Source organism: Pedococcus ginsenosidimutans, from assembly GCF_039544395.1.
Classification (GTDB): Bacteria; Actinomycetota; Actinomycetes; order Actinomycetales; family Dermatophilaceae; genus Pedococcus; species Pedococcus ginsenosidimutans.
This window is the reverse complement of the sequence record NZ_BAABLO010000004.1, coordinates 246,804-259,791: the sequence shown is the minus strand read 5'-3', so window position 1 is coordinate 259,791 and position 12,988 is coordinate 246,804. Positions and strand designations below refer to the sequence as shown.

General features: G+C 68.5%; 9 protein-coding genes. 3 read left to right on the top strand and 6 right to left on the bottom strand.

The features are described 5' to 3' along the window. Positions 1 to 241 precede the first annotated feature (241 nt). The 3 genes from ABEA42_RS06010 to ABEA42_RS06000 all read left to right on the top strand — a co-directional run bounded on the left by ABEA42_RS06010 (position 242) and on the right by ABEA42_RS06000 (position 4,756). Positions 242 to 1,633 carry an alpha/beta hydrolase gene (locus ABEA42_RS06010; RefSeq protein ID WP_345501843.1) on the top strand — a complete coding sequence of 464 codons (1,392 nt, stop codon included), beginning with the start codon at positions 242 to 244 and terminating at the stop codon, positions 1,631 to 1,633. Positions 1,634 to 1,894: 261 nt separating this feature from the next. Continuing rightward, positions 1,895 to 4,243 carry an InlB B-repeat-containing protein gene (locus ABEA42_RS06005; RefSeq protein WP_345501841.1) on the top strand — a complete coding sequence of 783 codons (2,349 nt, stop codon included), beginning with the start codon at positions 1,895 to 1,897 and terminating at the stop codon, positions 4,241 to 4,243. Between the two features lie 129 nt (positions 4,244 to 4,372). Further along, complete coding sequence (locus tag ABEA42_RS06000; protein ID WP_345501839.1) at positions 4,373 to 4,756, top strand: hypothetical protein; 384 nt, start codon at positions 4,373 to 4,375, stop codon at positions 4,754 to 4,756. Between the two features lie 83 nt (positions 4,757 to 4,839). Here the strand turns inward: ABEA42_RS06000 and ABEA42_RS05995 are convergent, their stop codons facing one another. From ABEA42_RS05995 to ABEA42_RS05970, 6 genes are all read right to left on the bottom strand, one after another. Continuing rightward, positions 4,840 to 5,451: a hypothetical protein gene (locus tag ABEA42_RS05995; RefSeq protein WP_345501838.1), complete on the bottom strand. Its 612-nt coding sequence runs from the start codon at positions 5,449 to 5,451 to the stop codon at positions 4,840 to 4,842. Positions 5,452 to 5,782: 331 nt separating this feature from the next. After that, the gene (locus tag ABEA42_RS05990) at positions 5,783 to 6,160 is read right to left on the bottom strand and encodes a cupin domain-containing protein (RefSeq protein ID WP_345501837.1); all 378 of its coding nucleotides are present in this window, start codon (positions 6,158 to 6,160) and stop codon (positions 5,783 to 5,785) included. Continuing rightward, positions 6,157 to 6,882, bottom strand: coding sequence for a respiratory nitrate reductase subunit gamma (gene narI, locus ABEA42_RS05985; protein ID WP_345501835.1), 726 nt, complete (start codon positions 6,880 to 6,882; stop codon positions 6,157 to 6,159). The genes ABEA42_RS05990 and narI overlap by 4 nt, the downstream gene beginning before the upstream one ends. Then, positions 6,882 to 7,592: a nitrate reductase molybdenum cofactor assembly chaperone gene (narJ, locus tag ABEA42_RS05980; protein WP_345501833.1), complete on the bottom strand. Its 711-nt coding sequence runs from the start codon at positions 7,590 to 7,592 to the stop codon at positions 6,882 to 6,884. The genes narI and narJ overlap by 1 nt, the downstream gene beginning before the upstream one ends. Continuing rightward, positions 7,589 to 9,265 (bottom strand): nitrate reductase subunit beta, encoded by a 1,677-nt coding sequence (narH, locus tag ABEA42_RS05975; RefSeq protein ID WP_345501831.1) that lies wholly within the window; start codon positions 9,263 to 9,265, stop codon positions 7,589 to 7,591. The genes narJ and narH overlap by 4 nt, the downstream gene beginning before the upstream one ends. After that, positions 9,265 to 12,915, bottom strand: coding sequence for a nitrate reductase subunit alpha (locus tag ABEA42_RS05970; protein ID WP_345501829.1), 3,651 nt, complete (start codon positions 12,913 to 12,915; stop codon positions 9,265 to 9,267). Before ABEA42_RS05970 ends, narH begins: the two co-directional genes overlap by 1 nt. Between the last annotated feature and the right edge of the window lie 73 nt (positions 12,916 to 12,988).

Here is a 12,988-nt window from a genome sequence, read left to right as displayed (position 1 = left end):
GCAGGTCGTGTCCGGCGACGCGGACGAGGACTACGCGCACGACTGAGTACGCGTTGCCGACCGTCCTCGTGTGCAGGCGCGTATCTCCTCGCGCCCCGCTGTCAGCGTCAGGGACTCGGGATGGTCACTTCGGGTGGTATCGAGGCTGGTGTGGGTTCCCTACGGTGAGGTGACGGCACGTGTCCCAGGTGCGGTTCCCCGCACTCGCGCGACGCCAGCGGTGCATGGAATCGAGTCCGTCGTGAGCTCTACCCCGACTGCAGCCACACCCACTCCCAGCCCCAGCGAAGAGCCGTCCTCGACGGGTCCGGGCCGCGCCGGTGGAGGGCGCATCGGGCTGGTGGTGGCCGGTTCCTTCGTGGCCGGGTGGGCGGCGGCCCTGCTCCTCGCCGTGGCGCCGTTCGTGCCGGCTGAGGTGCCCCGTGTCACCGGTGCGCTCCTGTGCGGGTACGCGCTGGGCTGGGCGATGGTGGCCGTGCTCTCGGTGCGCCTCACGGACCAACCGCAGCGGTGGGCCTGGGCCCCGGCAGCGGTCATGGGGGCAGCCGGGCTGCTCCTGCTGGGTCTCGGCTCGGCGGTCATGGGTGCGCTGAGCTGGGTGTGGCCACCGGTGCTGCTCGTCCTCGTCGTCTGGATGGTGGGCCGGGTGCGTCGGTCCTTGCACGGCCGCAGTCGCTCCCTGCTCGTCTACCCGATGCTCGCGGTGCTGGGCCTGGCCTCGATCGGTGGTGTCTACCAGGTCGTGGGGGCCGCGGTCGACGCCAACGCGTTGCCGATGCCCGGCCAGTTGGTCGGCGTCGGTGGCCGCAGCCTGCACCTGAGCTGCACGGGTTCCGGCAGCCCGACGGTGTTGCTGCAGCCGGGCGCGGGGGAGTTCTCCTCGAACATGGGCTGGATCGAGCCCGCTGTGGCCCGGAGCACGCGGGTCTGCGTGTACGACCGGGCAGGCAGGGGATGGAGCGAGCCCGCCGACGCCCCGCAGGACGGCTTCGCCATCGCCGCCGACCTGCACACCCTGCTCACGCGGGCGCACGTCCCCGGTCCGTACGTGGTGGCGGGCCACTCCTTCGGCGGCCTCTACTCGCTGGCCTTCGCCGCGCGGTACCCGGACGAGGTGGTCGGCATGGTGCTCCTCGACTCGACCGCACCCAAGCAGCCTGCGGACGGTGCGGCGCCGAGAGCCGCGGGCTCCTACGACCTCATGAGCCACCTGTCCGCAGTGGTGGCCACGACGTCAGAAGTGGGTCTCACCCGGCTCTACGCGCACGTCGAGGGCGGCACCCTCCCGCCCCGGTCCCGCGACGAGGTCCGTGCCAGCATCGCCCGCCCGAACACGGTCAAGAGCACCATCGACGAGTACGTCCAGGCCAACACCCCGATGGTGCAGGCGGCCCAGCTGACCGACTTCGACGCCAAGCCGCTGGTCGTGCTGACCGCAGGCAGCGGGAGCGCACCGGACTGGTCGGCGAAGCAGGACCACCTCGCCGCCCTGTCGTCCAACAGTGCCCACCACGTCGTCGCGGGCGCCGTGCACGAGGACCTCGTAGCCAGGCAGCCCTATGCGGCGCAGAGCACCCGAGCCATTCTCGACGTCGTGGCGGCCGTGCGGGACAAGGCCACCCTCGTCCACTAGCTCGCGCGCGTGCCCCCGGGACCTACGCACATCAGAGGACGGGGCGCTCGCCCCACTTCGACGTAGGCGGGCTCGGCCCCCGGGAGGACGTGCTGCCCCACCGCGCCAAATACCTTGATGGGGCTGCCATGCGCCACTGCGGGAAGTCGAGCTCTTCGGCCGCCCGCGCCTCCCAGCCGCGGGGCCTGGACACATCCGGGTCGCTCGGCGGGGGCAGTGCACGATCAGCTCCCTCCCACCGTGAACGACAAGGAGCCGGCCATGTCAGCGAAGCGAGTTGGACGAGCCCTCACGTTGGTGGCGGCCATGGCTGCCGCGATGCTCCTGATGCTCGGTCCGGCCTCGCCCACCCTGGGGGCTGTGGCCGGTGGTGGGCAGTCGGTGACCGTGTCCGGGGTCTTCCTCGAGGTGCACGGCGACTCCCGCTATGCCGACCAGACGCTGTACGTGCTCCAGTCGGCCGGCCGCGAGTACCAGCTGAGGACGGAAGGAACTCCCGCCATCCACTCGCGAGCGAGGGTGACCGTCCACGGTCTCCTGAACGGTGACGTCCTCGACGTGACCGGTGGCGGCGCGATTACGGTGACTGCGGCCGCGCCCGCGAGCTCTGCGGTGACCGGTGCGCAGTCCGTGCTGGTGGTCAACGTCGTCTGGCCCGGGACGTCCCTCACGGCCACGACCGCCCAGGAGGACAACTTCATGTTCGGCTCCGACTCGCGCACCGTCGCGAGCTTCTACACCGACACCTCGTACGGGCAGATGACGTGGACTGGCACCGAGACCCCGACCTACACGATCACCGACCCGGCCTCGTGCAACCTGCCCGGCCTGGCCAACCAGGCCGAGGCCGCAGCCACGAGCGGTGGGTACGATGTGACTGCGTACAGGGCCCTGATGATCAACGCCCCCAACCTGTACTGCGGCGCCGCCGGGTACGGGGAGATCGGCGGGAAGCACGCGTGGGTCCAGAACGGCCTGTGGAACCTGGACGACGGCTACGCCAGGTTGGTCCCCACGCACGAGATCGGCCACGCGCTCGGGCTGTACCATTCGCACGGGCTGGAGTGTGGTGCGGTCACGGTCACGACGAGCTGCCTCGGCAACCCTGCAGCCAACAACGAGGAGTACGGCAACGCCTGGGACGTCATGGGCAACAACTGGCCCGGGGACGCCAACGACGCGGTGACCTGGTTCAGCGCGAAGCAGGAGCTGGTCCTCGGCTGGATCAGCGGCAGCAGGGTCACCACGGTGAACGCCAGCGGGACCTACGACCTGGTGCCGTTGGAGAAGAACGGAACCACCAGTCCGCAGGTGCTGCTGCTGACGACCCCGACCCACACCTACTACGTGGAGTACCGCCAGCCGATCACCCAGGACTCCTTCCTCACCGGCTACCCCGCCGCCACGAACAGCGTCCACATCAGCGTCAGCGCGGCCTTCGGGAGCGACACCGGGCCCTTCGCGCTGGACTTCACGCCAAACTCCGACACCAGCGCCGGGTACTACGACTGGTATGACGCGCCCCTGCCGGTGGGCGGGACGTTCACCGACCCGGAGAACGTCTTCACGATCTCCCCGGTGTCGCAGAACGGCACCACGGCGAGCGTGAGGGTCACCCTCGCCGGCACCGCGAGCTACGCGCTGTCCGTGAGCACGTCCGGCACCGGTTCGGGCACGGTGACCAGCTCTCCAGCAGGGATCTCCTGTGGCACACCGTGTTCGGCGAGCTATCCCAGTGGGACCTCGGTCACGCTCACCGAGTCGCCGGCCGCCGGGTCGACGTTCGCAGGCTGGGGTGGAGCGTGCTCCGGCACGTCGTCGACCTGCACGGTCTCCATGACCGCGGCCAGGGCCGTGACCGCCGCCTTCACGGCGACGGGCGGTGGCGGCACGAGGTACGAGGAGTCGGCTGCGTCCCTCGACGGCTGGGTCGTCCACACCGACGGGACGGGGCCGTACCGCGCGAGCAGGACGGCGGGGGACACGGCCCAGTTCGCGTTCTCGGGGACCAGCATCACGTGGCGGACGAAGAAGGGCCCTGCGCAGGGCATCGCCCAGGTGAGCATCGACGGAGTGAACAAGGGCTCCTTCGACGAGTACGCCGCGAGCTTCCAGCCCGCCACCGTCGCCTTCACCGGCCTGTCCACCTCGTCGCACAAGATCGTGGTCAAGGTGCTGGGAACCAAGAACTCGTCCGCGTCAGCTGCCGATGTCGCCCTCGACGGCTTCACCGTGGGGGCGACGACGACGGACGAGAACGCCACCAAGGTGCTCCTCGACAAGTGGAAGGGCGTGTCCAACACCTCCGCGAGCGGAAAGGCCTACCGGTCGAGCGCGGTGGCCAACCAGACCGCCGGCCTGACCTTCACCGGTACGGCGGTGGACTACGTGGCGACGACCGGACCGGGCTGGGGCAGGGCCGAGGTATACGTCGACGGGGTCGACAAGGGCACGGTGGACCTCTACGCGAGTGCCGTGCACTACCAGACGGTCAGGTCCTTCACCGGGCTGTCAGCGGGCTCGCACACCATCACCGTCAAGGTCCTGGGGACCAAGAACCCCGCAGCCACTGCCAAGACGGTGAACGTGGACGCCTTCGTCGTGCACTGAACCAGCCACCCGACGAAGGCGTGATGCACACGCAGGTGCCATGGCCCTGACAGCCCAGCCATAGCGGGCCCGGTCAGTCTCTGGTCAACGGTCGACAACGACCGACCAACCCCAGACCCAGGAGTCACCATGGCCAACAACCGAATCCTCACCGGCGTCGCGGCACTCGTGGCCACGGCCGGCCTCATCGGCACCGGAGCCGCGCTGTCGAACGCCGCCACCACCAGCCCCACCACCAACTCGACGACCAGCTCGACGACCAGCTCGACGACCACTGCCGCCGCACCGAACGGTTCGGCCAACCCGAACAACGACACCGCTGTCACCGGAAGCGCGCTGGCCAAGGTCACCGCGGCCGTGAAGGCCAAGGACTCCGCCGTCACCGTCTCCTCGGTGCGGATGGACCCCGACGGCTCCTACGACGTGTTCGGCACCAAGGCCGGCGCGAACGTCATGCTCGAGGTCAGCAAGGACCTGGCCACCATCACCCAGAACACGCGCCCGCAGGGCTGATCCTGCCGCCCGCGTCGCGGGGTACGGCGAAGCCCCCGGCCCTGAAGGGTCGGGGGCTTGCCGTCCGCGGGTGCTGGCTGGGTTCAGCCGACAGCGGGAGCAGGAGCGGCTGCGTGGCCAACTCCGATGCGGACCTCCTCCTCGACCGGCACGGTGCGACGGTGCCAGAGCCCGAGGAAGCTGAGCAGGAACATCAGGCCCGAGCCGACGAGGGCGGCAACGGCTCCCCAGAGGGCGATGACACCCATGGTGCCGAAGGCGTAGGCGTTGAGGAGCAGGCCGCGCAGGGTGTTGCCCATGAACAGGGTCTGGCGCAGCTGGCCGAGCTGGGCGACGGTGGCCGCGTCGGCGGTCTTGTCCTGCGACATCGCGATGAACTGGCCACTGACCTCTTCGTAGGTCTTGCCACCACTGGCCTTGTTCATGTGGACGAGGATGTAGTGGTCGGCATACGCCTTGGCCTGCGCGCCGGTGGTCAGCTGCTGGCCGGCGTACTGGGCGAGGTAGGGCTTGATGAGCGGGTCCTCGATCGCCTTGCCGGACGGCATCGTGATCTTCTGGTCGGCGAGCTGGCTGTGCACGTTGTCGGTCACGAAGTTGCTCGCCCAGGTCAGCAAGCCCCCTGCGACCAGAAGGACCGTGGCCACGATGAAGCCGGCGGCCGTGAGGAGGGTGTCAAGGGTTCTGCGTCGCATGGTTCTCATCTCCCGCTGTACGGGGTTCGCGGCCCCGGATCTGGTTGCCCTGGTTGGGCATCTCCAGCATCGGGGCGGTGCGCACCACAGCACCGGGACCATCGTCCTCACGGTGTTGTGGCGCCCGTCACTGTTCTCGATCGGGCCCGCCAGGTCAGCGCCCAACCACTAGCACTCACGAAAATGCGCTCTACCCAACGAAATTCGTGGGCAGAGCGCATCCTCAGGGGCAGAGCGCGTCCGTCGTTTGGTGTCACTGGTCTATCGGTGCACCTGGACCTGCAGGCTGCGGTTGAGAAGGCAGCCACCGACATCCCTGGCCGGAGCCCGCTCAGACGGCCCCGTCTGCTGTCTGACCCAGCGAGACGGTGAGCAGGATGACGCAGTCCTCCAGTGCCTCGACCCCGTGCCGGGTCGCCGGTATCGTCACGAGCTGTCCGGCGGCCACGACCCACGAGGGCCCGTCCACGGCGTACAGGCGCGCGGTCCCGCTCAGCACCTGGAAGGTGGCGGCTGGGGGCGACTCGTGTTCGTTGAGTCCAGCGCCCCCGGTCAAGGCCATCAGGACGGCCCGCTGTCGGCTCCCCCCGATGAGCAGCTGGGATGCGTGCCCGTTGTCCGTCCCCCTTGCCATCGCCAGCAGTGCGTGACCGGCCTCGGTCAGGTTCACGGGCGCGGTGTCTGCTTCGTGCGGCCGGCGTTCGCTCATGGTCGTCCAACCTTCTCCCAGCCTCGCTTGGGTGCGCGGGCTCCTTCTCGTGTGTCGTCCCTGGTGCGGTAGACGATGTACGGACGCGTCAGGTAGCCGACCGGTGCGCTGAAGACGTGGACGAGCCGGGTGAACGGCCACAACGCGAACAGGGTGAACGCGACGAGGGCATGAAGGCGGAACCCGAGCGGAGCCTCGCTGATGAGCTCCGGACGCGGCTGGAACACGAAGATGCTGCGGAACCACGGGGAGACGCCCTCGCGGTAGTCGTAGTGGCCGAAGATGCTGCTGGCCACGGTGTTCCACATCCCCAGGAGGATGACGGTGGCGAGGAAGACGTACATGAGCTTGTCCATACGGGTGGTCGCCATGAACACCGGCCCGACCGTTCGTCGTCGGTACACCAGGATGGCGAGCCCGAGTACGGTGGCGACGCCCGCCAGGCCGCCGAGCGTGACGGCGAGGAAGTGGTACACGCCTTCACCGACGCCCACCGCCTCGGTCCAGCCCTTCGGCACGATGAGCCCGATGACGTGGCCGCCGACGACGCCGAGCAAACCGAAGTGGAACAGGGGGCTGCCCCAGCGCAGCAGGCGGTTCTCGTACAGCTGGCTCGACCGGGTGGTCCAGCCGAACTTGTCGTAGGTCCAGCGCCAGTAGTGGCCGACGACGAAGACGGCCAGGCAGATGTAGGGAAAGATCACCCACAGGAAGGTGTCCATCAGGGCGCTCCTACGGGGATGGTGAGGCCGAGGTCGACGGACTCGCTGGGGCGGGGGTTGAGCCGAGGGTCCATGGCGTAGGGCTCCAGTCCCAGCCCGACCTCCTCTGACGGTGGCCCCTGGGCGACGAGGGCGGCGACCTTGTCCTCGTCGTCACCACGCAGCACGGGCAGGGTGGCCACCAGTGCAAGGACCACGTCGTGCCACGGTGAGGACCGCTGCGCCAGCGCGATCCGCAGCATCTCCAAGCCGGCGCGGTGGTCGTTGAGCAGCAGCCACGCAACCTCGAGGTCGCACGTGGCCCCGAACTCCAGGACCACGCTGAGGTGGTCGGGCAGCTCCGCCTCCTCGAGTTCCACCCCGGCCCGGCGGTACGCCTGCTTGAACTGCACCAGGGCCAGCCCCCGCTTGCGCGTGTCGCCATGGGCGAAGTAGGTCAGGTACAGGCAGCACCGGCGGGTGATGTCGAAGGTCTCGACGTAGTCGCTCTGCAGCTGGCCCAGGGGGACCGACTCCAGTGTCCCGAGGAACCGGACCAGCGGCTCGCGCACGCGACCGGGCAGCGCAGCGACGGCGTCCGCGAGCAGGCCAAGTCGCTCGATGGTTGCCGGGGTGGGGTAGTCGATCAGTAGCGACACGACCTGCCAGGTGGTGGCGAGCTCAACGTCGTCCAGCTTCGGGCGGGGGTGACGGTTGCGGCGGGTCCTCACTCTTCCTCCTTGCTGCGCTTGGGGAACATGCCGCGGGGAGAGCCCTTGCCGTCCCAGTTCAGGAGGTTGACCCGGCCACGCAGCCCCTTCCCCCCGACATCGGCGCCGTCGAGGTGGTCGGCCGTCTGCCGCTGTTTGAGCATCTGGAAGTTCTCCACCGCCACCGGGGTCAGCTCGCCGGACCCCTCGCCGAACGGACCGGACTCGCCCATCATGCCGGGCCCACCGTCATAGTCGAGGGAACACTCGGTGGCGAGCTCCTCAAGAGCATGCGCCTGTTCGGCGTGTGCGGCAGGGATGACGTACCGCTCGTCGTACTTGGCCAGGGCCAGCAAGCGGAACATGTCGTACATCGTCTCCCCGTCCATGCCGACCGCGTGCGGGATGGAGTCGTCCGGGTCCCGGCCGAGGTTGATGTCCCGCATGTACGACCGCATCGCCGCCAGCTTCTTCAGCACCGCGTCCACCGGAGCGGGGTCGCCGGCAGTGAAGAGGTTCGCGAGGTACTCGACAGGAATTCGCAGGGTGTCGATGGCGGCGAACAGGTTGTCGCGGTCCTCGGCATCGTGACCCGTGTCCTTGACCACGTCGACGACCGGCGACAGCGGCGGGATGTACCAGACCATCGGCATCGTGCGGTACTCCGGATGCAGTGGCAGGGCGACCTGGTAGCGGTTGATGAGCGCATACACGGGGGACCGCTGGGCAGCCTTGATCCAGTCGGCCGGAATGCCGGCCTGCTGTGCCTCGTGCTGGACCTGCGGGTCGCTGGGGTCGAGGAACACCGACCGCTGCGCCTCGTACAGGTCGTGGTCGTCCTCCACCGAGGCCGCCTCGAGGACCTTGTCCGCGTCGTACAGGACGAGGCCGATGTAGCGCAGGCGCCCCACGCACGTCTCGGAGCACACGGTCGGGATCCCCACTTCGATGCGCGGATAGCAGAACGTGCACTTCTCGGCCTTGCCGGTCTTGTGGTTGAAGTAGACCTTCTTGTAGGGGCAGCCCGACACGCACATGCGCCAGCCGCGGCACTTGTCCTGGTCGACCAGGACGATGCCGTCCTCGGACCGCTTGTAGATCGCTCCGCTGGGGCAGGAGGCGGCACACGACGGGTTGAGGCAGTGCTCGCAGATGCGCGGCAGGTAGAACATGAAGGTCTGCTCGAACTCGAGCTTCACCTTGTCGGTGATGCCGCGAAGCATCACGTCGCGCTGGGCGTTCTCACGGCTGCCGCCGAGGTTGTCGTCCCAGTTCGCCGACCACGTGACGTTCATCGGCTTGCCCGAGATGAGCGAGATGGGCCGGGCCACGGGAAAATGCTCCTGCGCCGGGGCGTTGAGCAGCGTCTCGTAGTCGTAGGTCCAAGGCTCGTAGTAGTCCTCGATTGACGGGAGCTTGGGGTTGGAGAAGATGGTGGCGAGCTTGGTGAAGCGGCCGCCGGCCCGCAGCTTCAGCCGCCCCCTGGGGGTACGGACCCAGCCTCCCTTCCACTCCTCCTGGTCCTCGTACGTGCGTGGGTAGCCGAGCCCGGGGCGGGTCTCGACGTTGTTGAACCACACGTACTCGGTGCCTGAGCGGTTGGTCCACGCCTGCTTGCACGTCACCGAGCAGGTGTGGCACCCGATGCACTTGTCGAGGTTCATCACCATGGCCATCTGCGCCATCACCCTCATCAGTACTGCACCTCCTGGGAGCGGCGGCGGATCATGGTGACCTCGTCACGCTGGTTGCCGGTCGGGCCGAGGTAGTTGAAGGCAAAGGCGAGCTGGCCGTACCCGCCGATGAGGTGGCTGGGTTTCATCAGGATCCGGGTGAGCGAGTTGTGGATGCCGCCGCGGCGACCTGTCTTCTCGGTGAGGGGGACGTCGATGAGCCGGTCCTGGGCGTGGTGCATGTACACCGTCCCCTCCGGCATGCGGTGGCTCACGATGGCCCGGGCGTTGACGACGCCGTTGCGGTTGACGGCCTCGACCCAGTCGTTGTCCCTGATGCCGACCTTGGCCGCGTCCCGTTCGGAGATCCAGATGGCCTGCCCACCGCGCGACAGCGACAGCATGAACAGGTTGTCCTGGTACTCGCTGTGGATGGACCACTTGTTGTGCGGCGTGAGGTAGCGGACCGAGACACCGAGCTCGTTCTGGGCACCGATCTCGGCCTCGCCGAAGATCTGCGTCATGTCCAGCGGCGGCTTGTAGACGGGCAAGCCCTCGCCGAGCTCCTGCATCCAGTCGTGGTCGAGGTAGAAGTGCTGGCGTCCGGTGAGGGTGTGCCACGGCTTGAGGCGTTCGACGTTGATGGTGAAGGGGGAGTAGCGGCGCCCGCCCGACTCCGACCCGGACCACTCCGGGCTGGTGATGACCGGCACCGGCGCAGCCTGGGTGTCGGCGAAGGTGATCTGCTTGCCCTCGTGCTCAGCCGCGAGGTCGTGCATGAGCTGCCCGGTGCGCTTCTCCAGCGTCTTGAAGCCCTGGGTGGCCAGGTGCCCGTTCGTGGTCCCGGACAGGGCCATGATCGTCTCGGCGACGTGTCGGGCGTCCTTAAGCGACGGGCGACCGTCGGCGACGCCACCGCGGACGGGGCCGTTCTTGTGCAGCAGGTAGTCGACCTCCCGCTTCACGTCGTACGCGACGCCCTTCTGCGCGGTGCCGAGCTTCTCCATGAGCGGGCCCAAGGCGCCCATCTGGTCGAAGACGGCGCCGTAGTCGCGTTCGACGACGACCAGCTTGGGCATCGTGACACCCGGGACGGGCTCGCACTCGCCCTTGGCCCAGTCCCTCACCCTGCCATGCGGCGTCGCCATCGCGTCGGCCGTGTCGTGCAGCAGGGGCACCGCGACCAGGTCCTTGCGGACCCCGAGGTGCTTGGCCCCCAACGGGGCGAAGACCTCGGCGATGGTCTTGAAGATGTCCCAGTCGGTCCTGGTCTGCCACGGTGGGCTGATGGCCGGGTTGAACGAGTGGATGAACGGGTGCATGTCGGTGGTGTTGATGTCGTGCTTCTCGTACCACGTAGCGGCCGGCAGGACGACGTCGCTGAACATGGTCGAGCTGGTCATGCGGAAGTCCAAGGTGCACAGCAGGTCGAGCTTGCCCTTGGGCAGGTCGTCGTCGTCGGGGACGGCGGAGACCGAGCTGTCGGTCCCGAGAAGGTGCTTGAGGAAGTACTCGTTGCCCTTGGCAGAGGACCCGAACAAGTTCGCGCGCCACATCATCAGCACCCGCGGCCAGTTCTGTGGCGCGTCAGGGTCCTCGCAGGCGAAGTTCAGCTGTCCCGTCCTGAGCTGGTCGACGACGAAGTCCCCGACAGCCTGCCCTGACGCCTCAGCCTGGTCGGCGAGGTCGAGGGGGTTTCGGTCGAAGGTGGGGTAGGACGGCATCCACCCCAGGCGCGCGGACAACGCCAGCTGGTCGTGGGTGCTCATCCCTGCGAACAACCCCGTGCCGGTGGCGCCGGCCAGCGAGTCCGCGCTGTAGTGGTCGTAGTGGAACTGGTCGGTGTGCAGGTACCAGTACGCCGTCTGGATCATCTGCCGAGGGGGGCGCACCCAGTCCAGGCCGAACGCCATCTGGGCCCACCCGGTGATGGGGCGGGCCTTCTCCTGCCCGACGTAGTGCGCCCACCCTCCACCGTTGCGGCCCTGGCACCCGGTGATCGTGGTCAGCAGCAGCATGCACCGGTAGGTCTCGTCGGAGTGGAACCAGTGGTTGGTGCCCGCCCCGACGATGATCATGGAACGACCGCTGGTGTCGGCGGCGTTCTGCGCGAACTCCCGGGCGATCCGCGCGACCGCTGCTGCCGGGACCCCGGTGATGGGCTCCTGCCACGCCGGCGTGTACAGACCATCCGGGTCGTCATACCCGGACGGCCAGGCTCCCGGGACCCCCTCCCGACCGACGCCGTACTGGGCGAGGAGCACGTCGAACACCGTCGTCACCAGGTGGCCGTTCACCCGCCGGACGGGGACGCCGCGCCGCACGACCTCAGAGGCTCCTCTGGGCAGGTCGAACCGGGGCAGGTCGACCGAGGCGGTCTCGGTGGCCGAGTCCAGCAGGCTCAGAGCCGGCAGGACCTCTCCGAGGTCGAGATTCCACTTGCCGACCCCCTCGTCGCCGAACCGGTCGCCGAGGGTGCCGTTCGGGACGACCAGCTCACCGGTGCGACTGTCCACCAGCACGGTCTTGAACGCCGCGTTCTCCGCCGTGGCGGCATCGCCGTCGAGGTCTTCGGCGGTCAGGAACTTCCCGGGCCGGTACGCCGGCGTCCCACCCTCGGTGGTGGCATCCGAGTACTCCTCCAGGCAGACCAGGAAGGGAAGGTCGGTGAACCGTCGGGTGTAGTCCTCGAAGTGGTCCACCTGCCGGTCGACGAAGAACTCCTTGAGCACCACATGCCCCATCGCCATGGCCAGCGCCCCGTCGGTGCCCGGGGCCGCGGGCAACCACTCATCGGCGAACTTGACGTTGTCGGCGTAGTCCGGCGCGACCACGACGACCTTCTGCCCGCGGTATCGCGCTTCGGCCATCCAGTGCGCGTCGGGGGTGCGGGTCACCGGGACGTTCGACCCCCACATGACGAGGTAGCCGGCGTCCCACCAGTCGCCGGACTCAGGGACGTCGGTCTGGTCGCCCCAGATCTGCGGCGAAGCCACCGGCAGGTCGGCGTACCAGTCGTAGAACGACAACATCGACCCGCCGATGAGGGAGGTGAAGCGCGCCCCGGAGGCGTGGCTGACCATCGACATCGCCGGGATCGGCGAGAAGCCCGCGATGCGGTCCGGGCCCCACTTCTTGATCGTGTGGACGTTGGCGGCCGCGACGATCTCCGCGGCCTCATCCCAGGAGGCGCGCACCAGGCCACCCTTGCCTCGTGACGCCTTGTAGCGAGCTGCCCTTGCGGGGTCGCCGACGATGTCGGCCCACGCCAGCACCGGATCACCCAGCCGGCCCTTCGCCTCGCGGTACATCTCTAGGAGGACGCCCCGCACGTAGGGGTAGCGGATCCTCGTGGGGGAGTAGGTGTACCAGGAGAACGCGGCGCCGCGGGGACACCCGCGCGGCTCGTACTCCGGTCGGTCGGGACCGGTCGTCGGGTAGTCGGTCTGCTGCGACTCCCACGTGATGATCCCGTCCTTGACGTAGACCTTCCAGGAGCAGGATCCCGTGCAGTTGACGCCGTGGGTCGATCGGACGACCTTGTCGTGGCTCCAGCGGTCTCGGTAGAACGCGTCCCCGGCGCGCCCGCCCTTGGCCGTCATCGTGCGCCCGTCCGGGGACACCTCCGCCCGCGTGAAGAACCGCCGCGTCCCCACGAGCGCCTGCGACAAGGGCCCATCGAGTCCCGGTGCTGTGGAGCTGGTCCTGTCCGTCACGAGCTTGTCCCTTCGATGGTCATGCCTG